Origin of the sequence: Micromonospora sp. NPDC049203 (assembly GCF_043197215.1) — a bacterium.
Taxonomy (GTDB): Bacteria; Actinomycetota; Actinomycetes; order Mycobacteriales; family Micromonosporaceae; genus Micromonospora.
The window spans coordinates 172,881-192,661 of the sequence record NZ_JBICSV010000002.1 but is presented as its reverse complement, the minus strand read 5'-3'; the positions used below and the strand labels follow the sequence as shown (position 1 = coordinate 192,661).

The window sequence follows — 19,781 nt, the reverse complement described above, 5'->3', positions numbered from 1 at the left end:
CGCCGAAAGTGTCGTACCCGGACGTGAACATGTGTCCATGGCTGTCCCCGCACTGGCCGACCGGTCCCCCCAGCCGCGCGCCCTGCCGCTGCGCGAGGTCCGCACCCGGCTCACCCAACTCGTCTCCCTGGCCGAGCTGACCGACACCGTCACGCTCGTCACCCGCGACGGCGATCCCCGGCCGGTGGCCGCGATCGTGCCCGCGTCCGCCGCCCGCACCGGCGCCCAGGCACGCGCCGACGCCGAACGCGTCGCCGCGATCAGCGCCGGCTGGGCCCGCCGCCTGGAGGAACTGCACCGGCAGTCCGCCCGGCGGCACGCCGCCGAGCTGCGGTCTCTCGCCGACGCGCTCGCCGAGGCATGGGCCGAGCTGGACCGCCGCGCCCCGGCCGGCGACCCGGCGCTGACCCGGTTGCGCGCCGCGCACGCCGACCTGCTGCGCCGCTGACCGTGGCGTCCCGGACCGGCCTGCGCGGGACGCCACGGGCATGCGGTCAGCTCCGGCCGCGTTCGGCCCGGTAGCGGCGGATCAGCTCGGCGGTCGACGTGTCCACGTCGGCCAGGTCCGGGTCCGGCCCGGTGAGCTTCGGCGCGAGCTGGTTGGCCATCACCTTGCCCAGCTCCACGCCCCACTGGTCGAAGGCGTTGATGTCCCAGATCGCGGCCTCGGTGAACACGATGTGCTCGTAGAGCGCGACGAGCTGACCCAGCGTCGCCGGGGTGAGCTTCGGCGCGAGGATCGACGTGGTCGGGTGGTTGCCCGCCATCACCCGGTGCGCCACCACCTCGGGCGCGGCGCCCTCGGCCTCCACCTGCTCCCGGGTCCGCCCGAACGCCAGCGCGGCGGTCTGGGCGAAGAAGTTCGACATGAACAGGTCGTGCATGTCACCCAGGTCGTGGTTGGGCCGGCTGAACGCGATGAAGTCCGCCGGGATCAGCCGGGTGCCCTGGTGGATGAGCTGATAGAACGCGTGCTGGCCGTTGGTGCCCGGCTCGCCCCAGAAGATCTCCCCGGTCGGGTACGTCACCGGCGTGCCGTCGGCGCGTACCGACTTGCCGTTGCTCTCCATGGTGAGCTGCTGGAGGTAGGCGGGGAACCGGTGCAGGTACTGCGAGTAGGGCAGCACCGCGTGGGTCTCCGCGCCGAGGAAGTCGGTGTACCAGACGTTGAGCAGGCCGAGCAGCGCCGGCACGTTGCGCTCCACCGGCGCGGACCGGAAGTGCTCGTCGACAGCGTGGTAGCCGGCCAGCATCTCGCGGAACCGGTCCGGCCCGATCGCCAGCATCACCGACAGGCCGACCGCCGACGGCAGCGAGTAGCGTCCGCCCACCCAGTCCCAGAAGCCGAACATGTTCTCCGGGTCGATGCCGAAGTCCCGGACCCGCTGCTCGTTCGTGCTGACCGCGACGAAGTGCCGGGCGACCGCGTCGTCGTCCGCGTCCAGCCCGGCGAGCAGCCAGCGCCGCGCCTGGTCGGCGTTGGCGAGCGTCTCCTGGGTGGAGAACGTCTTCGAGACCACCACGAACAGCGTGCTCGCCGGGTCCAGGTCGGCGGTCTTGTCGTGGATGTCGGTCGGGTCGATGTTCGACACGAACCGGCAGCTGATGCCCGCGTCCCGGTACGCCTTGAGCGCCTCGTACGCCATCACCGGCCCGAGGTCGGAGCCGCCGATGCCGATGTTCACCACTGTGGTGATCCGCTCGCCGGTGTGGCCGCGCCACGAGCCGGAGCGCACCCGCTGCGCGAACGCCGACATGCGCTCCAGCACCGCGTGCACGTCGGCGACCACGTCCTGGCCGTCCACGGTGAGGGAGGCGTCGGCGGGCAGGCGCAGCGCGGTGTGCAACACCGCCCGGTCCTCGGTGGTGTTGACGTGCCGGCCGGCGAACATGGCCGCGATCCGGTCGGCCAGCCCGACCCGCTCGGCGAGCGCGCCGAGCAGCGCGATGGTCTCGTCGGTGACGAGGTTCTTGCTGTAGTCAACGTGCAGGTCGGCGACCTCGCCGGTGAGCCGCTCACCCCGCTGCCCGTCGGCGGCGAACAGGTCGCGCAGGTGCGTGCCGCGCATCGCCTCGGCATGCTTGCGCAGCGCCTGCCATTCGTCAGTGGTGGTGACGTCCACAGCCATCAGGTCGATCTTCTCCTTCACGACGGGCGGTCGGCCGGCCCGCGCCGGCGAACCCCACAAGCCTGCCACCCGGAGCGGTCGCGCGCGACGCGACCCGGCGGCGATCACCGTGCGGACGGTTCTTTCCGTCCGCCGGCCCCGGACACGCCAGTTGGGACGCCTGTACGACACGCCGATCACTGAGTGACAGTGGTCGATAGCAGAACGTAGTATCCAGCGTTGCTGCCCGATCGCGTCGAGGGGGTGCCATGGCCGGGGTGGTCCACCCTCGTCCACCGTCCGACCCGCGGGAGGAGCCGGCCGGGGAGACGACCCTGCCCGAGCTCGTCGATCCGCACTGGATGCACCGGGCCACCGAACTGGCCCACACCGGCTTCTGGTCGGTGGCCCGCCGGTTGCCCGCCCTGATCCGCGAGGCGATCAGCCTCGCCTGGGCGACCAGCCGCCGGGACACCGCCGCCTCGCTGGGTCTCAACGTCGCCGCCGGCGTGCTCACCACGCTGGGGCTGCTCGCCACCACCGGGGTGCTCCACCAGTTGTTCGCGGCCGGCCCGACACCGGAACGCATCCGGGCGGCACTGCCCGCCCTGGCGCTCGCGGCGGCCGCCGTCGCCGGGCGCGGCGCGCTGACCATCGCCGCCGGTTGGGCGCAGGCCCGGCTCGTGCCGCAGATCAACTTCACGGTGGAGCGGCGGCTGTTCGAGACGACGTCCGCCGTGGAGCTGGCGGCCTTCGACGACGCCGGCTTCGCCGAGGAGATGGACCGCGCCCGCGACCGCGGACTGGTCGAGGCGGGCTCCCTGGTCAACGACACGGTCAACCTGGTCACCGGCGTGGTCGGCGTGATCGCCACGGCCACCGCGGTGACGATCATCCACCCGCTGCTGCTGCCCTGCCTGGTCGTCGCCGCGGCCCCGGAGGCGGTGACGGCGGTGCGGATGGCCCGCCGCCAGCACGTCGACTGGCTCGCCCGGATCACCCGGCGGCGACGCAAGTGGATGCTGGGCGACCTGATGGCCAACCGGCACACCGCGGCCGAGATCCGCGCGTACCAGATGCGCGACTTCCTGCTCTCCGAGTACCACCTCATGACGCGGCTGGAGACCCGCGCCGAGCTGCGCCTGGCCCGCGCGCAGACGGTGACCCGGGCGATCGGCCTGTCCATCACCGGCATCGCCACGTTCGGGCTCTACGTGGTGCTGGGCGCGTTGCTCGTCGGGGGCGTGGTGGCGCTCGCGGCGGCGGCCACCGCGCTGCTCGCCCTCCAGTCCGCGCGTACGAGCCTGCGCACGGCCATCTTCGCCACCAACTCGCTCTACGAGGACGCCCTCTACTACCAGGACTACCGCGACTTCCTCGACCGGGCGACCCGGCGGATCCCGGCCGGCGGGCACCTGCCGGTCGACGGCTTCGCACGCATCGACCTCGAACGGGTCAGCCTGCGCTACCCGGACACCGATGCCGCCGCGGTCGACGAGGTCAGCCTCACGGTCCGGCGCGGCGAGGTGATCGCGCTGGTGGGGGAGAACGGCTCCGGCAAGACCACGCTCGCCAAGTTGATCGCCGGCCTCTACCGTCCGACCGGCGGCACGATCCGCTGGGACGGTGTGGACGCCGCCGAGCTGGATCCCCGGCAGACCGCCGCCCAGGTCGCGGTGATGAGCCAGGACTGGTGGAGGTTCCCGTTCACCGCCCGGCAGAACATCCGGGTCGGCCGCCACGACCGCGCCGGCGGGCCCGGCCCGAGCGTGGAGACCGCCGCCCGGGACGCCGCCGCGCACGACATGATCAGCGAGCTGCCGTTCGGGTACGACACGCTGCTGGATCGGCAGTTCAAGGACGGGCAGGACCTGTCCGGCGGGCAGTGGCAGCGGCTGGTGGCCGCGCGCGGCCTCTACCGCGACGCCCGGCTGCTGATCTGCGACGAGCCGTCCGCCGCGCTGGACGCGCGTGCCGAACACGCCCTCTTCCAGCACCTGCGGCGGCACCCGGACCGGGCCGTCGTGCTGATCACCCACCGGCTGGCGAACGTCCGGCACGCCGACCGGATCTTCGTGATGGACCACGGCCGGCTCGTGCAGTCGGGCGACCACGACACGCTGATGGCCCGGGGCGGGCTCTACCGCGAGCTGTTCGAGTTGCAGGCCGCCGGTTACCTCGCCGGCAGCGCGGAACCCGCCGACGGTTGACCTCCAGCGCACTCGAACTCCTACCGTGACCGGACCGCGCGCCACCCGGCCGGCGCGGTGCGACCCAGGGAGTCTCACATGCGCTATCGCGTCCTCGGCGGCACCGGCATCGAGGTCAGCGTCCACTGTCTCGGCACCATGATGTTCGGCGCGGTCGGCAACCCCGACCACGACGACTGTGCCCGGATCGTGCACGCGGCACTCGACCACGGGATCAACGTCGTGGACACCGCCGACATGTACTCGGCCGGCGAGTCGGAGGAGATCGTCGGCAAGGCCCTGCGCGGCCGCCGCGACGACGTGGTGCTCGCCACGAAGGTCCACTTCCCGATGGGTGAGGGGCCCAACCGGGGCGGCAACTCGCGCCGCTGGATCGTCCGGGCGGTCGAGGACAGCCTGCGCCGGCTGGGCACCGACTGGATCGACCTCTACCAGGTGCACCGTCCCGACCACAGCACCGATGTCGAGGAGACGCTCGGCGCGCTCACCGACCTGGTCCGGGCCGGGAAGATCCGCGCGTTCGGCTGCTCGACCTTCCCGGCCGAGGAGATCGTGGAGGCGCACCACGTCGCCGAACGGCGGGCGCTCGGCCGGTTCCGCACCGAGCAGCCGCCGTACTCGATCCTCGCGCGCGGCATCGAGACGTCGGTGCTGCCGGTCTGCCGCCGCTACCGGATGGGCGTGCTGGTGTGGAGCCCGCTGGCCTCCGGGTTCCTGTCCGGCCGGTACCGGCAGGGCCGGCCCGTCGACCTCGGCGCGGGCCGCCCGGCGCTCACCCCGGCCCGGTTCGACCCGGCGCTACCGGGCAACACCGCCAAGTACGCCGCCGTGGAGGAACTGGTCGCGCTCGCCGGCGAGGTGGGCTGCACGCTGCCGCAGCTCGCAGTGGCGTTCACCGCCGCGCACCCGGCGGTCACCTCGACCATCATCGGACCGCGCACGATGGACCAGTTGGACGCGCTGCTGGCCGGGGCGGAGCTGACGCTCGACGACGCGGTGCTGGACCGTATCGACGAGATCGTCCCGCCCGGCACGAACCTCTACCAGCCCGACGGCGCCTGGTCCCCGCCCGCCCTGACCGACCCGACCCGCCGCCGCCGCCCCCTCCCAGACCGAGCCGCAGCCTGACCCTCGCCCGTCCCGCCTCCGTCCCACCCTCAGTCCCGGCTCATCGATCATGGGGTTTCTGCCCCGGCAAAACGCGCGAAACGGGCACCCGAGGGGCCGAAACCGCAAGATCGACGAGGCGAGGCGAGGCGAGGCGAGGCGAGGCGAGGCGGGAACGGGAGGCGAGGGGGCGGGTGAGTGGGGAATCGCGTCGACAGGGGAGGGGGGGCGGCTCCAGACTGGGCGGGTGGAACATCGCGATCTTGTTCGGGTGAGCAAGCGGCTGTCGCTGGGGCTGCGGCACCGGCCTGAGGCGTTCGGGCTGCGGCTCGACCGGGCCGGCTGGGTGCCGGTCGCCGACGTGCTCGCCGGGCTGAAAATCAGCCGCGCCCAGCTGGACGCCGTGGTCGCGGGCAACGACAAGCAGCGCTTCGCCGTCGAGGCGGGCCCGGACGGGGCCGACCGGATCCGCGCCAACCAGGGGCACTCCGTCCCGGTCGACCTCGGCCTGACCCCGGCCGCGCCGCCGCCCCGGCTGTTCCACGGCACCGGCGAGGCCGTGCTGGACGCGATCCGGGCGCAGGGGCTGCGCCGGGGCGGGCGGCACCACGTACACCTGTCGCCTGATGTGGCGACGGCCCGGCGCGTCGGTGCGCGCCGGGGCGGCGCGGTGGTGGTGCTGACGGTGGACGCGGCGGCGATGGCCGAGGCCGGGTACCTGTTCTACCGCTCCGCGAACGGGGTGTGGCTCACCGACACCGTGCCGCCGCCCTACCTCAGCACCACCTGAAGCGGCGGTCAGCAGGCGGTCACCGGGTGGGCCACCACGGCGTCGAACAGGTACGCGAGGTCGTTCGGCGCGGCCCGGTCGGGCTGAACCGCGCCGGTGCTGTCGGTGGCGCGGGCGCGCAGGACGTGCCGGCCGGCGGCCGGCGGGCGCCAGCGGACTGTCCAGCGCTGCCAGGCGCCGCCCCGGTCGGCGGCGACCAGTTCTGCCGGGCGCCATCCGTCGCCGGTGTCCACCTCGACGTGCGCGATCGGGCCGTTGCCGGACCAGGAACGGCCGGTGAGCAGCACCTCCTCGCCGGCCGGCACCCGGGCGTCCCAGGGCAGCTCGAACGCGCTGCGTACCGGCTGGGCGGTGAGCACTGTGCCGTCGGCCGGGTGGCCGGGGCCGAACATCCGGTAGAACTGCGTGTTCCACGGCGAGAACAGGGGAGTGGTGGAGACCTCGATCGCGCCCACCCACTTGATCGAGGAGATGCCGACCCAGCCGGGCACCACGACCCGCACCGGGAAGCCGTGGTCGGCGGGCAGCGGCTCGCCGTTCATCTCGTACGCCAGCAGCACGTCGTCGAGCGCCTTGGCGACCGGCATCGGGCGGCGTACCCGGCCGAGGTTGACCCCGCCGCTGACGTAGTCCGGGTCGAGTCCTTCGGGCATCACGTCGACCGCCTCGTCGCGCAGCCCGGCCAGGCGCAGCACGGTGCCGAGCCGGACGCCCCGCCACCGGGCCACGCCGACGCTGCCGAGCCCCCACGCCACGCCCGGGGCCGGCTCGTCCTGCTGCTCGGCGAAGTAGCGCCGCCCGTTGCCGGCGCACTCCAGCAGCGCCGCGTGCTCCTCGGCGGGCAGCCGGCGCAGCTCGTCGAGGTCGAACTCGACCGCGTTGTCCCGGCTCGGCGCGCCGCGAAGGCCGTCGCCGAACAGCCGCAGCCGCCAGGTTGCCGCGTCCAGGTACGGGGTGACGGTGTGGTTGCGGACGAAGAAGCGGTCGATCGGGACCACGTACCCCTGGCCGGCCATCGCCGGCCAGCGCATCTCGGCGTTGGTGTCCAACGGGCGCAGCAGCTCCGCCGGCAGCGGCTTGACGATCGGCGCCCCGGGGTCGACGCCGACCGGCGCGGACGCCACAGCCACCGGCTCGCGCTCCGCCGCGGCGGCGGTCACCGCGGCCATCGCCGCGCCCACCTCCAGCAGCCGCTCGCGGTCGACGCCCGGCCCGTGCGCCTGCCCGGTGAGCCACTGCCGGCTCCGGTCGGCGTCGTGGACGGCTTCGGCGGGGGACGGGGACTGACTCACGACTGACCTCCGGGATAGGCGACGCTGCCTTTCCTATTCAATCAGTAGGAGTTTTCGTCGATCCATCGCAGGTGGGGCGGCGGCACACGCCGCGCCGACCAGCGTCACCACCCTGGCCGCCACCAGCACACCGGCCCGGAGCCGGTCGACGTCGAACCAGGCCCGGCGCAGCACGCCGGCGCGGGCGCGGGGAGGAGTTCCCGTGCCGCCGTCAGCAGCCGGCTTCGTCCGGGCGTCCCTCGATGAGAACGGTGACTGTGGCGGCGTGGTCAGGCGTGCCGTCAGCAGTGCTGCTGATCTCCAGCCACGCCGCCCTGCCGTTGATCATTCTGCAGTACCGCAGGAGGCCGCCGCCGGCGTCACCCTGATGGTTGACGAGACGCCACCCGGCCCCGCGGGCCTCCGGCCCGATGAGGGTGGCCAGTTCGTCGGCTGAGAGACTTCGATCCGCGGTGTACCGGCGCCAGACCGTCGCGAACTGCGGGCCCGCCGACTCCTCCCGCTCCCGCGAGGCTGGTCGGTAGTCACAGGCGCGCGTCGATGCCTGTTCGGTGAGCAGGCGCCCGTGGGGCGGGGTCACGGAGAAGGCGGGATCTCTCTGGTACGCCGCCACCGCAGCGGTCTGGTCGTCGGGGGGAAAGGCGCAGCCCCACCATCTGGTGGCCCGGACGCTCAGCGTCGCCAGCGTCAGCAGCACCGCGACCACGAGGACGCGGACAACGAGTCGGCGCCGTCGCGACGCGGAATCCGGACCACGGTCGTGGGACGGGGGGCGGGCGCCGCGCGGGGAGGCCGCGGGATCTGTCTGCTCCATGGGGACTCCGAGCGGGGAGCGTGGCACGGCGATGCGATCGTGATCGCGGGAACCCGGCGACGTCGCCTGGCGCGCGAGCGGAAGAACCTGATCACCGGCATGGTCGCATATCCGCCGCGTCGGCGGGACAGCAGGATCGGTGATCGTCGTTATACGCTGCGACGACCCGCGCAGGGCGACCGGAGTGACACACCCAGTCAACCTGCCTGAGGAAGCGTGGCCGTCCCGACGCTGCACACGTCGGGACGGCCAAATTGTCCTATTTGGATGGAGACCAAGATGAGGACGAGTACAAGACTACTCGCTGCGCTCGGCGCCATGTCGCTGAGCGCCTTGGGTGGTGTCCTGGTGATGTCGGAGCCGGCGCTCGCGGTGGACACGCCTTCACCGCTTACGGCAGCTCAGGTACGGGGTTCGATCGCCTACCTCCAGTCGGAGTACGGGGTGTCGGAGTCCGAGGCGCTGCGCCGGCTCGACCTTCAGCGGATGAACGCCGTGCTCGACGAGCAACTCGCCCTGAACTACCCGGATACCTTCGCGGGGGCGGAGATCGATCAGGCCGCTGGTGGGTTGCTGCTCATCCATGCGACGGATACCCGGGCCATCGCTCAGGCGGTTCGTGAGGTGCGCGATGTCGAGCACATCCGGGTGGTGGGTGCCAAGTACTCACTGAAGGAGTTGTACGAGGTGGCCGGGCAACTGGACGCCGAGCTCAACACCCATGGCGGAAAGCAGCGTGTGGCCGAGGCGGTGGCCGACGTCCAGCAGAACGCTGTGGTGGTCTATCAGCACGCCGGTGAGCAGCAGGCAGCGAGAGCGACCGCAGCCGAGCGCAAGCGGCTGGAGAGCGAGTCGCCGGCGTCGGTGGACACGCGGATCGCCCGGGCGGCGGTCCGGCACGGGGACCGCGTCAAGATCCGGCAGATGATCGGCGGCAAGGAGAAGATGAAGGTCTCCTCCGGCCCGGTCGTGACCGGGCTGGTCAGCACCCCGAGCTGTATCCCCGAGTATTGCGGGAAGCCGATGCGAGGTGGGCAGCGGCTCGACGTCCGGCGTAACTCGCCATCGCCCGTCTATCCGAACGGTGAGGCGTTGAACGCCACGTGGGGCCAGTGCACGAACGGCTTCAACATCAAGGACAGCCGCGGCTGGTCGTTCATCCTCACGGCCGGTCACTGCACCGTCGGCCCGAACAAGACCGGCGACACCCGCACCTTCTCGAGCTACGAGACCGGTCGTACTCCCGTCGGTTACGAACTCGGTGACTGGGAGAACGCCAACGTGGACGGCGCCTCGTCGTACCCGTGGGACTTCGCCCTGCAGCCCTACGTCACGACGAGCACGACCAACTACGCCGAGACCTGGCTCAGCGGATACTCCCGGAACCTGGTGAACTCGTACTGCTGGTCCTCCGAGGGCACCAATGCCTGCACCGAGGGCACCTTCGGCATTACCGGCTACTACGGATACGGGTCGATCGACATCGGCTGGGTGGTGTGCGGCAGCGGTAGCGCGGACGCGAGCTCGACCTCGGGCTACCACTCGAACATCGGCTACTACAACGGCACCAGGTGCGGCGGCGTCACCGCGAAGGACGGCGGTATCAGGACCAACCTCTGCATGCGGCCGGGCGACAGCGGGGGGCCGCTCTTCAGCGAGGCGGACAGCAAGGCGTACGGGATCCTCACCGACGGAACCGATGGCTCCGGAAAGTGCCCGACCAACCCCGCCGGCCGCGAATACAGCAGATACACGCCGATCAGCAACGCGTTCTCGCTCGCCAAGACCCAGAGTGGCTATACGTTCAACGTCCACACGTCATAGCCACTCCTGCCGGGCGCGCCGCATCGGGCGCGCCCGGCTCCCGACGTCGAAGGAGGATCCGATGAGATCCGCACCAGCTCTTCTGCGGCTCGGCGGGATGGCCGCCCTTATCGGCATCGCCCTCTGCACAACGGCCTGCGGATCGAAGGGCGGAGACGGCGCAGATGCCACCCCACCGTCCTCCGGGTGCCAGGTGCCGGCGGACCAGAAGACCCTCCTGGCGGACTTGCGCGGCAAAGCCCTCACCGGCTACGTGCCCGACGGCACCAGGAGCGCGGGGAGCAAGGAGTTCTCGGCTGCCTGTACCACCGACTGGCCCGAGTCGCACGGTGCGTTGCCACCGGCGAAGCGGGTGGCCGCCGTCGAGAACGACTACACCACCACGAACGCGATGACCGCAGCGCAACTGCTCACCACCTTCGGCGCACGAGCCGTCGCTGACGGCTGGCAGGCCAACGGCAGCTGGGATGACAGCCAGGGAGACGGCAGCGCCTACGCCGTCTACTGCCAAGAGATCAGTGGTCACTGGTCCAGCCTCTCGATCTACCGCGGACCGAAGGCAGGAGGCGACATGCCCCTCCACGTCTTCGTCGAGGCATACCCGGCTGCCACCTCCTGCCCAGGCCGTCCGAAGGACGGGTGACGGCGGGGCCGTCCTGCGCGCGCCCACCTCCAGCAGCCGCTCGCGGTCGACGCCGGGCCCATGCGTCTGCCCGGCGAGCCACTGCCGGCTCACGCCGCAGCGATCAGCGTCACCACCCCGGCCGCCACCAGCACACCGGCCCAGAGCCGGTCGACGTTGAACCAGGCCCGGCGCAGCACACCGACGCCGAGCACCTCGTACACCAGCACTGCCACGACCAGCGCGACGGCGAGCATGGCGACCGTGTGCACGGCGGCGGCGAGCAGGCCGGTCAGCGCGCCGGCCGGCGCGGCGGCCAGGTGCCCGGCGTGCGGGCCGGCGCTGGCCGCCGGTTCGGCGAGCAGCACCGGCAGCAGCATCAGGCCCGCGCCGTGCGCCGCCGACATCAGGAACGACCAGGCGGTCAGCTGCGCCGCCGACAGCCGCATCCCGGTCCAGCGGAAGTGCCGCTCGGACAGCAGCCGCCACAGCCCGAACCCGACCAGCAGCACCCCGCCGGCCACCGCGACCACGGTGCTCGCCGTCACCGACCGGGTGGCGCTGACCAGCGCGGCGACCACCGCCACCGACGCCAGGTGACCGGCGGCGATCGGTGGCAGGGCCGCCAGCAGCGCGGCCCGGCGGCGCTCCTGCAGGCCCCGGGCCACCGCGAACAGCCAGCCCATCGCCGGGTTCAGACCGTGGAACGCGCCGAGGCCGGCCAGCGCCGCCCAGGTCGCGCCGGTCACGGGAAGCAGTACGAGTCGGAAGAGGCGTCGCCGCCCTGCAACCGGGTCTGGTGCACGCGCAGGCCGCGGAACTCGTCGCCGCGCGGGAAGAAGCGCGGGTCCGGCACGAGGCCGCCGCTGCCCGGGTCGACGTCGAGCTTCGCCACCCAGGCGCCCACCCCGTCGGGGTAGAACTGGTCGTCCCAGGCGCCGTAGAGCGAGTTGCTGACGTAGACGCGCCGGCCGTCGCGGCTGATCTCGACCATCTGCGGCCCGCCGGCCAGCGGCTCGTCCGGGTACGCCGGGTGCGGGGTGCGGTTGACGATGCCGCCGAGGCGCACCGAGCCGACGCGTACCGGGTGGAACGGGTCGCTGACGTCGTAGCGGATCAGCTCGCCGGTGCCCCAGCAGGAGACGTGCAGGAACCTGTCGTCCACGGACAGGTCGATGTCGGTGACCAGCGGCGGCACCGCGCCGAACGGCTTGAGCAGGTCCGGCAGGTCGGCCGGGTCGGCGGGCTCGGCCGGGATGTCGATCACCTTGGTGACCGCCCAGGCGTCGCCGTCGCGGTGCCACAGCCAGATCGAGGCGGACAGGTCCTCGACGCTGATCACCACGCCCACGAAGCCGTACGACTTCGTCGGGTCGTGCGCGGGGCGCAGCTCCAGCGGCATCTGGTACTGGTCGCCGAGGTCGACGCGCTGCACGTGCCGGCGCTTCGCCAGGTCCCAGAAGTGGATCGCGTGCCCGTACCGGCGGCCCAGCAGCAGCTCGCCGACGATGCCGTCCTCGATCATCGACGGCGTGCCCCACTCGCTGGTGACCAGCACGTCCTGCGTGTAGTGCCACCAGAAGTCGTACGCCAGGAACTGCGGCCCCCGGTCGGCCTCCCACGCGCCGCGTACCTCGAACGTGGTGTGGTCGAGCACGGCGATGCCGCCGGGCCCCTCCTGCCCGTCCGCGCCGCCGAGCGCGGAGACGTAGATGCCGTCCGGCCCGCAGTGCACGGTGTGCGGGCGGGAGTACCCGGCGCGCTTGCCGAGTTCCTCCGCCTCGATCACCTTGACCAGCTCGGGGCGGCGCGGGTCGGTCTTGGTGTCCAGCACGTGGATCCGGGACGAGCGCAGGCCCGGCACGATCAGGTAGCGGCGTTCCACGTGCGGGTGCGGCGCGGCCGGGCAGAGCGCGCTGCTGCACGCGTTCCACCCGAAGTGGTGCACCTCGTCGCCGGTGTGCGGCAGCTCGGTCCAGCCGACGACCCGGCCGTACGAGTCGGAGTCCGGGTCGGTGTCGAGCACCGCGATGGCGTCGGGGCGCTGCCCGGCGCGGTCGAACGCGGCGACGTACGCGAGCTTCTCGGCCGGTGCGGTGGCGGCGAGCGAGGGGGAGGGGTAGAACGTCGGGTCCGGGGTCCAGCGGGTCATGAATCCTCCATCGCGGTCAGCCGGCGGGTACGCCGAGGCGGTCGAGCAGGTGGCGGCGCAGCGCGCCGAGGGCCGGGTCGTCGGGGCTCGGGGCCGGGCCGAGGCGTACCGGCACCTCCTCGGCGATCACGCCGTCGTCGAGCAGCAGGACGCGGTCGGCCAGCAGCAGCGCCTCCTCCACGTCGTGGGTGACGAGCAGCGCGGCGAAGCCGTGCTGGGCGCGCAGCCGCCGCAGCAGCCCCTGCATGCGCAGCCGGGTCAGCGCGTCGAGCGCGCCGAACGGTTCATCCAGCAGCAGCAGGTCCGGTTCGCGGACCAGCGCGCGGGCCACCGCGACCCGTTGCGCCTGCCCGCCGGACAGCTCGGCCGGCCAGGCCCGGCCCCTGTCGGCGAGCCCCACCTCGGCCAGCGCGCGGCCGACCCGGTCGCCCACATCCGGCCCGGTCAGGCCGAGCGCCACGTTGTCTGCCACCCGCTTCCACGGCAGCAGCCGGTGCTCCTGGAACACCACGGCTGCGGTGCCGTGCACCGCGTGCTCGCCGCCCGCGTCGCCGTCGAGCCCGGCGAGCACCCGCAGCAGCGTGCTCTTGCCGGAGCCGCTGCCGCCGAGCAGCGCCACCGTCTCTCCGGCGGCGATGCTCAGGTCGACCCCGGCCAGCACCACCGCCGGGCCGAACGCCCGGGTCACCGCGCGGGCGGTGAGCACCGGCCCGGTCAGGTCGCGCGCAGTCCGCGTCGCCACGCCAGCGTCCTCCTCTCCGCGTACCGGATGAGCAGGTCGGAGGCGAGCCCCAGCAGCGCGTAGACGAGCAGGCCGAGCACCACCACGTCGGTCTGGCTGAACTCGCGCGCCTCCATCATCAGGAACCCGACGCCGGTCTGCGCGTTCACCTGCTCACCGACGACGAGGCTGAGCCAGGCCGCGCCGATGGCCAGCCGCAGCCCGAGGAACAGCGACGGCAGCGCGCCGGGCAGCACCACGTGCCGCAGCCGGGCCGCCGCGCCGAGACCGCAGGTGCGCGCCGCCTCCACCAGGCGTTCGTCGATGTCGCGGATGCCGGCGTACGTGTTGAAGTAGATCGGGAAGAACGCGCCGAGCGCGACCAGCGTGACCTTCAGCGACTCGCCGATGCCGACCCAGATGATCAGCAGCGGGACCAGGCCCAGGTGCGGCAGCATCCGGGCCATCTGCACCGGCGGGTCGACCAGGTCGTCGCCGAGGCGCAGCAGCCCGGCCGCCGCGCCGAGCACCAGCGCCAGGCCGCCGCCGATGAGCAGCCCGAGTGCGGCACGGGTCAGCGAGTCGAGCAGGTGCACGCCGAGCGTGCCGTCCCGGGTCAGCCGCCACCCGGTGGCGAGCACCGCGCTGGGCGCGGGCAGCTTCTCCGCGGCGAGCAGCCCGGTCCGCGCGGCGGCCTCCCAGGCGAGCACCAGCACGACCGGGCTCACCGCGCGCCGCCACCGCCGCGAGGCGCGGGGCCGCGACCGCCGCGGCGCGGCCCGATCGGGTGCGACAGGCGCGGCCGCCTCGGCGAGCGCCGGACCGCTCACCGGAACGCCTCGGTGAACCGGCCGTCCACCCGCCCGGCGATGTCGACCGGGCCGGGCACCAGCTTCAGTTCGACGAAGCTGTCCGCGATGGCCTGCAACTCGGCGCCGATCTCCGGGGTGACCGGGGCGAGCGGCTTGGCGCTGCGGGCCAGCGCCCGGGTGGTCACGTCGAGTGGGATCTTCAGCTCGGGGGCGAGGACGGCGGCCCGTTCGGTCGGGTGGGCGATGCCCCAGTCGGTGGTCTGCCGGTACGTGTTCAGGAACGCCCGCACGTCGTCGGTGCGGTTCTTCACCGCGTCCGGGGCGGCCAGCACGTACTCGCGGTTGCCGGCCAGCCCGGTGGCGTCGGCGAGGACCCGTACGCCCGGTCGCTCGGCCAGCGCGAAGTAGGGATCCCAGATGATCCACGCGTCGACTTGCCCGTTGTCGAACGCGGGCCGCCCCTCGGCGGGCTTGAGGTACTTGACGTTGATGTCGGCGAGCGTCATCTTGTTGGCCTCCAGCAGCTTCACCAGCAGCCAGTGCACGTTGGAGCCCTTGTTCAGCGCGACGGTGCGCCCGCGTAGGTCGGCGAATCCACGATACGGGCTGCCCGCCTTGACCAGAACCGCCTCGCCCTGCGGGATCGGCTCGGACGTGCCGACCACGGAGAACGGGATCTTCCCGGCGGCGGCGAACACCGGCGGCGCCTCGCCGACCTGACCGATGTCGATCGAGCCGGCCTTGAGCGCCTCGGTCAGCGCCGGGCCGCTCTCGAACAGCGACCAGGTGACGTTCTTCGCGTCGCCGCGCGCCTTGACCAGGCTGAGCCCGCCGAAGCGCTGGTAGCCGATCCGCAGTGGGCGGTCGCCGCCGCCGCTGGCGTCGGCCGCCTCGCCGCCGCAGGCCGTCAGCGCCGTCGCGGCGAGCAGCGCGAGGGTGGTGAGCAGCGCGGCCACCGGGCGGCGGCGCGATCTGGGGGTACGCATGGCGACTCCTCGGGGAGGGGTGAACCCGGCCGTCGGCGGGCGACAGCAACCTACCAACCCGATAGGTTTTATGGGTAGGGTGTCGGCGTGGTCGTCCCACCACTCAGGAGGGGCCCGTCCGACCCGCGCACCGGAGGTACACCATGTCGCTCAGCTTCCACTGGTTCCTGCCGACCTACGGCGACAGCCGGGACATCGTGGGCGGCGGCCACGGCGTACCGGTCGGCACCGCCGGTGGCGCGCGACCCGCCACCGTGGCGTACCTGGGGCAGATCGCCCGCACCGCCGAGCAGCTCGGCTTCGCCGGCGCGCTCACCCCCACCGGCGCCTGGTGCGAGGACGCCTGGCTGGCCACCGCCATGCTCACCGAGGTCACCGAGCGGCTGAAGTTCCTCGTCGCGTTCCGGCCCGGCCTGCTCTCACCCACCCTGGCCGCGCAGATGGCGTCCACGTTCCAGCGCCTGTCCGGCGGGCGGCTGCTGCTCAACGTGGTCACCGGCGGCGAGTCCGCCGAGCAGCGCGGGTACGGCGACTTCCTGGACAAGGACGCCCGGTACGCGCGTACCGACGAGTTCCTGCACGTGGTGCGGGCGCTGTGGCGCGGCGAGACGGTCGACCACGACGGCGCCCACGTGCGGGTCCAGGGCGCGCGGCTCAGCCGCGTGCCCGACCCGGTGCCGCCGGTCTACTTCGGCGGGTCGTCCGGCGCCGCCGGGCCGGTGGCGGTACGCCACAGCGACGTGTACCTGACCTGGGGCGAGCCGCCCGCGCAGGTGGCCGGCAAGCTGGACTGGATCCGCGGGCTCGCCGCCGAGGCCGGTCGCGAGCTGCGGTACGGCATCCGGCTGCACGTGATCAGCCGGGACACCGCCGAGGAGGCGTGGGCGCAGGCCCGCAAGCTGCTCGACGGCATCCCCGAGGCCGACGTGCGCGCGGTGCAGGAGGGCCTGCGGCGCAGCGAGTCCGAGGGACAGCGGCGGATGCTGGACCTGCACGGCGGCTCCCGCGACGGGCTGGAGGTCTCGCCGAACCTGTGGGCCGGATTCGGGCTGGTCCGCGGCGGCGCGGGCACCGCACTTGTCGGCAGCCACACCGAGGTCGCCGACCGGATCGCCGAGTACCACGCGCTCGGCCTGGACGAGTTCATCCTCTCCGGCCACCCGCACCTGGAGGAGGCGTACTGGTTCGGCGAGGGCGTGCTGCCGATCCTGCGGCGGCGCGGGCTGTGGCGGCACCCGGCCGGCGAGCCGGAGATCGAGGTGCCCGCCGCCGTGCCGTTCTCGCCCCAGCCGGTCCCGGCCCGCGGCTGACCGCGCCAGGGTGGCCGCCGGTCCGTCCGGCGGCCCGGGTTCCGGTCAGAGCGGGCGTTGACCGGCGAGGAAGTCGGCCAGCACCCGGGTGTGCGTGGAGAAGGCCAGCTCGACCGGCTCGGTCAGCACCAGCCACTCGGTGGCCTCCTCGGTGGGCGCGGACGGCGGCAGGTCGCCGGCCGGCCGTTCGGGCAGCACGCCGAAGACCATCATGGCGCCGCCCGCCGGTGCGCCGTGCACCGCGAACAGCCGCGCCTCGCCGGCCTCGGCCAGCAGCCCGGTCTCCTCCCGCAGCTCACGCACGAGCGCCTCGGACCACTCCTCGCCGTACTCGATGAAGCCGCCCGGCAGCGCGAGCTGCCCACGCGCCGGTTCGATGTCGCGGCGTACCACCACCACGCCGAGCCCGTCCGGCGTGCGGACCGGCAGCACCGCCACCGCCACCGGCAGCGGATTGCGCCACACCGTCTCGCCGCAGGACGGACAGACGCGCGGCCACCCGGCGCCCGCCGGGTAGGCCGCGCCGCAGAACGAGCAGTGCGAGTACGCGGTCACGCCGCAGCACGTTACCCGCACCCGCCCCCGGAGGTCAGGCCTCGCCCCCTCGACCGGCGAGCTGGGCGCGTGCCTCCATCAGGGCGAACCCGAGCGGTTGCCACAAGTCCGCCACCGTGGATGTCACCGCTGGCCGACTCCACCGCAGGCACCCTCGCCGCACCGGCCGCACCGCACCGCACCGGCCTCGCTGGCTCGCTGGCTCGCCGCGCGCGTCGCCCGTCGCCACGGCTGGCCCGGAGCCCCGCTTCCTGCCCCTGTGGAGCGCGGCATTCCACATCGAGAGAAACCCGTTCCGCACCCCGGGACGCGGATAGATCTTGGTAGGAAAGGGCCCTTATGGGGGCCGTTTCCTACCAAGATCTTAAAACCCCGGCGAGGGCGACCGGTGAAGCGTGTCATGGGACGCGAATGCGGTGGGGCAGCGAGCCGAGCACGCCGGACTGGGGCGAGCGCGCTCGGTCAGCGGGACGCGACCGGTGCCACCGGAGAGGCCGCCGACCTCAGCAAGCCGGACCCGAACAGCCCGAGCCCCCGGGGCGAACGCCAACTCCCCACCACCTCCGCCGATCTTGCACTTTGGTGCCCGGCAATCCGCGCGAAGCGGACACCGAAAGGGCTCAAAGTGCAAGATCGGCGAGGAGGGGGTGACCCGGAGGGCGTCAGGGGGCGGGGGTGCCGGTGTAGAAGGCCTGGACCCGGGCGGCCGCGGCTCGGGCCTCCTCGGCCGGGGTACCTGCCTCGACGCTTGCCGCTGTCCAGCCGCTGCTGGACTCGGCGATGAAACGCAGGCCGTCGGGCGAGGCCATCCACTCGGCCGCGGCGGCCGGGTCGACGCCCGTGCCGTCGGCGGCGAAGTGGGAGGCCAGGCCGAGCAGCGCCAGGTCCCAGCCGATGCCGACCGCGCCCGGACCGTACTCGGCCCACCGATCGTCGTCGACGTGCGCGACGTGTTCCAACTCGAAGCGGGTACGCCCCGGGCCGGCTTCGCGCAGCCGTACCTCGATCCAGCTCACCTCGCCGCCGAACTCCCAGGTGGCGGCGAAGCCGTGCGGCGGGTCGCAGCGTTCGACGACGCCACCGGCGTTGCCCTCCAGCTGGTACCGGCCGCCGAGGCTCAGGTCGCCGGAGATCGGCAGGAACCAGCGGGGTATCCGTTCCGGATTGGTGCAGGCGTCGAAGACGTCGGCCACCGGCGCGTCGTACGTCTGGGCGATGGTGAGCACCCGCGCCTGCCCGGCGGGCAGCGTACGGTCGCCGATGCGGCGCTCGACGGCGCTGATCTGTCCGGTCACGTCCATCATGGGTCGGTCCTCTCGTCGGTGGTGTCCTCGCGCAGCCGTCGTTCGCGGCGGCCCCGGGCCAGTTCGGTGGCGAGCGCCGTCAGCGGCGGCGTCCAGAAGCGGCGGAACCCGTCCAGCCACGCGTCGATGTCGCGCAGCGGGGCGGGGTCCACGGCGTAGAGGCGGCGGGTGCCCTCGGCGCGCACTGTGGTGAAGCCGTGTTCGCGCAGCACCTTGAGGTGCTGGGAGACGGCGGGCTGGCTGATGCCGAACTCGCGCCGCACGGTCTCGCCGAGCGTGCCGGCGGGCTGTTCGCCGTCGGCGAGCAGCTCCAGGATCCGGCGGCGGACCGGGTCGCCGAGGACGTCGAAGGCGTGCACGACCCATGTATATCAGGAGAGGCTTATATAAGCCAGGACTAACGCAGCAGGCTGCGCGGGGCGCCCGTCGCACCCGGGCGCCCCGCGTACCCCCGTGGGTCAGCCGCCGAGACGGGCGGCGACGGTACGGCGCAGCTCGGGGAGGCGGTCGTGCAGCAGCCCCGGGCACTGCGTGTTGTTGAAGTCCTTGTGCCCGTAGATCTCGGTGGGCGCGATGCCGTACTGCTGGCAGGTGAACGCGCAGAACGTGACGAGGCTGTTCCAGAGCGCCTGCGGCGGCTGCACGTCCACGTAGATGCCGTCGTTCTCGATGCCGATGGCCTGGCTGTTCTGCCCGACGCAGTGCGCGCCCTGCACCATGGTCTGGCCGTGCAGCAGCGCGTAGAGACTGCCGTGCCGGCCCTCGGTCAGGTAGCCGCCCCGGCTGTTTGTGAAGTGCTGCCCGGAGTCGAGCCAGCCGTTGCCGTCCATGTGCAGGTCCTGGATGTCGCGGGAGTTCCGGTACGCCTGCGCCAGGCTGTAGTCGGTGGTGTTCGGGAACGCCGTGTGATGGATGATGATCTTGTTGGGTCGGCTCGACACCACGCTCACCGGCGACGAGGGCGGGCGGGCGCCCCAGGTCGCGCAGTTGGCGATGGTCGGCTGGTCGACCCGGGTGGCGGCGGCCCGAGCGCCGGGACCGGCGCCGATCTGGGTCAGCGCGCCGACGCCGGCGGCGGCGCCGAGCAGGACCGCGCCGCGCAGCACGGTCCGCCGGGGTACGGGAACGGACATCGCAACCTCCTCGCGGAAGGGGAGCGCCGGATCTTCCGGTA

General features: G+C 73.0%; 19 protein-coding genes. 7 read left to right on the top strand and 12 right to left on the bottom strand.

The features are described 5' to 3' along the window. Positions 1 to 37 precede the first annotated feature (37 nt). Entirely contained in the window at positions 38 to 448 is a 411-nt protein-coding gene (locus ACGFIA_RS05535) for a type II toxin-antitoxin system Phd/YefM family antitoxin (protein ID WP_357383109.1), read from the top strand. Positions 449 to 494: 46 nt separating this feature from the next. On the opposite strand, the gene pgi is transcribed toward ACGFIA_RS05535, so the two are convergent. Then, positions 495 to 2,129 (bottom strand): glucose-6-phosphate isomerase, encoded by a 1,635-nt coding sequence (gene pgi / locus ACGFIA_RS05530; protein ID WP_357467634.1) that lies wholly within the window; start codon positions 2,127 to 2,129, stop codon positions 495 to 497. A 248-nt stretch (positions 2,130 to 2,377) separates the two neighbouring features. Between pgi and ACGFIA_RS05525 the strand changes: the two genes are divergently transcribed. The 3 genes from ACGFIA_RS05525 to ACGFIA_RS05515 all read left to right on the top strand — a co-directional run bounded on the left by ACGFIA_RS05525 (position 2,378) and on the right by ACGFIA_RS05515 (position 6,215). Next, complete coding sequence (locus tag ACGFIA_RS05525) at positions 2,378 to 4,318, top strand: ABC transporter ATP-binding protein (RefSeq protein WP_357383111.1); 1,941 nt, start codon at positions 2,378 to 2,380, stop codon at positions 4,316 to 4,318. Positions 4,319 to 4,396: 78 nt separating this feature from the next. Beyond that, the gene (locus tag ACGFIA_RS05520) at positions 4,397 to 5,446 is read left to right on the top strand and encodes an aldo/keto reductase (RefSeq protein ID WP_393258818.1); all 1,050 of its coding nucleotides are present in this window, start codon (positions 4,397 to 4,399) and stop codon (positions 5,444 to 5,446) included. Positions 5,447 to 5,672: 226 nt separating this feature from the next. Next, on the top strand, positions 5,673 to 6,215 hold the full coding sequence (locus ACGFIA_RS05515; protein WP_357478561.1) for an RNA 2'-phosphotransferase: 543 nt from the start codon (positions 5,673 to 5,675) through the stop codon (positions 6,213 to 6,215). A gap of 8 nt (positions 6,216 to 6,223) precedes the next feature. On the opposite strand, the gene ACGFIA_RS05510 is transcribed toward ACGFIA_RS05515, so the two are convergent. Together ACGFIA_RS05510 and ACGFIA_RS05505 are read right to left on the bottom strand one after the other, a co-directional pair. After that, on the bottom strand, positions 6,224 to 7,507 hold the full coding sequence (locus tag ACGFIA_RS05510; protein ID WP_393258816.1) for a sulfite oxidase: 1,284 nt from the start codon (positions 7,505 to 7,507) through the stop codon (positions 6,224 to 6,226). Between the two features lie 211 nt (positions 7,508 to 7,718). After that, positions 7,719 to 8,213 (bottom strand): hypothetical protein, encoded by a 495-nt coding sequence (locus ACGFIA_RS05505; protein ID WP_393258814.1) that lies wholly within the window; start codon positions 8,211 to 8,213, stop codon positions 7,719 to 7,721. Positions 8,214 to 8,588: 375 nt separating this feature from the next. Between ACGFIA_RS05505 and ACGFIA_RS05500 the strand changes: the two genes are divergently transcribed. Continuing rightward, positions 8,589 to 10,145, top strand: a complete 1,557-nt coding sequence (locus tag ACGFIA_RS05500; RefSeq protein ID WP_393258812.1) for a hypothetical protein — start codon at positions 8,589 to 8,591, stop codon at positions 10,143 to 10,145. A gap of 61 nt (positions 10,146 to 10,206) precedes the next feature. Then, a complete protein-coding gene (locus tag ACGFIA_RS05495; protein ID WP_393258810.1) occupies positions 10,207 to 10,788 on the top strand; it encodes a hypothetical protein in 582 nt (193 codons plus the stop codon). Positions 10,789 to 10,877: 89 nt separating this feature from the next. On the opposite strand, the gene ACGFIA_RS05490 is transcribed toward ACGFIA_RS05495, so the two are convergent. From ACGFIA_RS05490 to ACGFIA_RS05470, 5 genes are read right to left on the bottom strand one after another with little or no spacing between them, the layout of a single operon-like run. Beyond that, positions 10,878 to 11,516, bottom strand: a complete 639-nt coding sequence (locus ACGFIA_RS05490) for a hypothetical protein (RefSeq protein ID WP_393258808.1) — start codon at positions 11,514 to 11,516, stop codon at positions 10,878 to 10,880. Continuing rightward, a complete protein-coding gene (locus ACGFIA_RS05485) occupies positions 11,513 to 12,919 on the bottom strand; it encodes a selenium-binding family protein (RefSeq protein WP_393258806.1) in 1,407 nt (468 codons plus the stop codon). The genes ACGFIA_RS05490 and ACGFIA_RS05485 overlap by 4 nt, the downstream gene beginning before the upstream one ends. Positions 12,920 to 12,935: 16 nt before the next feature. After that, positions 12,936 to 13,661, bottom strand: a complete 726-nt coding sequence (locus ACGFIA_RS05480) for an ABC transporter ATP-binding protein (RefSeq protein WP_393258804.1) — start codon at positions 13,659 to 13,661, stop codon at positions 12,936 to 12,938. Next, positions 13,634 to 14,470 carry an ABC transporter permease gene (locus ACGFIA_RS05475; protein ID WP_393258802.1) on the bottom strand — a complete coding sequence of 279 codons (837 nt, stop codon included), beginning with the start codon at positions 14,468 to 14,470 and terminating at the stop codon, positions 13,634 to 13,636. Before ACGFIA_RS05475 ends, ACGFIA_RS05480 begins: the two co-directional genes overlap by 28 nt. Continuing rightward, positions 14,467 to 15,438 (bottom strand): sulfonate ABC transporter substrate-binding protein, encoded by a 972-nt coding sequence (locus tag ACGFIA_RS05470; RefSeq protein ID WP_393258800.1) that lies wholly within the window; start codon positions 15,436 to 15,438, stop codon positions 14,467 to 14,469. The genes ACGFIA_RS05475 and ACGFIA_RS05470 overlap by 4 nt, the downstream gene beginning before the upstream one ends. 143 nt (positions 15,439 to 15,581) lie before the next feature. On the opposite strand from ACGFIA_RS05470, the gene ACGFIA_RS05465 reads away from it, so the two are divergent. Continuing rightward, the gene (locus ACGFIA_RS05465; protein WP_393258798.1) at positions 15,582 to 16,748 is read left to right on the top strand and encodes an LLM class flavin-dependent oxidoreductase; all 1,167 of its coding nucleotides are present in this window, start codon (positions 15,582 to 15,584) and stop codon (positions 16,746 to 16,748) included. 45 nt (positions 16,749 to 16,793) lie between these two features. Here the strand turns inward: ACGFIA_RS05465 and ACGFIA_RS05460 are convergent, their stop codons facing one another. The 4 genes from ACGFIA_RS05460 to ACGFIA_RS05445 form a co-directional block, all read right to left on the bottom strand. Continuing rightward, on the bottom strand, positions 16,794 to 17,303 hold the full coding sequence (locus tag ACGFIA_RS05460; RefSeq protein WP_357383137.1) for an NUDIX domain-containing protein: 510 nt from the start codon (positions 17,301 to 17,303) through the stop codon (positions 16,794 to 16,796). Positions 17,304 to 17,965: 662 nt separating this feature from the next. Beyond that, positions 17,966 to 18,607, bottom strand: coding sequence for an SRPBCC family protein (locus ACGFIA_RS05455; protein ID WP_393258795.1), 642 nt, complete (start codon positions 18,605 to 18,607; stop codon positions 17,966 to 17,968). Beyond that, complete coding sequence (locus ACGFIA_RS05450) at positions 18,604 to 18,966, bottom strand: metalloregulator ArsR/SmtB family transcription factor (RefSeq protein ID WP_357383141.1); 363 nt, start codon at positions 18,964 to 18,966, stop codon at positions 18,604 to 18,606. The genes ACGFIA_RS05455 and ACGFIA_RS05450 overlap by 4 nt, the downstream gene beginning before the upstream one ends. Positions 18,967 to 19,065: 99 nt before the next feature. Continuing rightward, a complete protein-coding gene (locus ACGFIA_RS05445; RefSeq protein WP_393258793.1) occupies positions 19,066 to 19,740 on the bottom strand; it encodes a peptidoglycan recognition family protein in 675 nt (224 codons plus the stop codon). Positions 19,741 to 19,781: the final 41 nt, after the last annotated feature.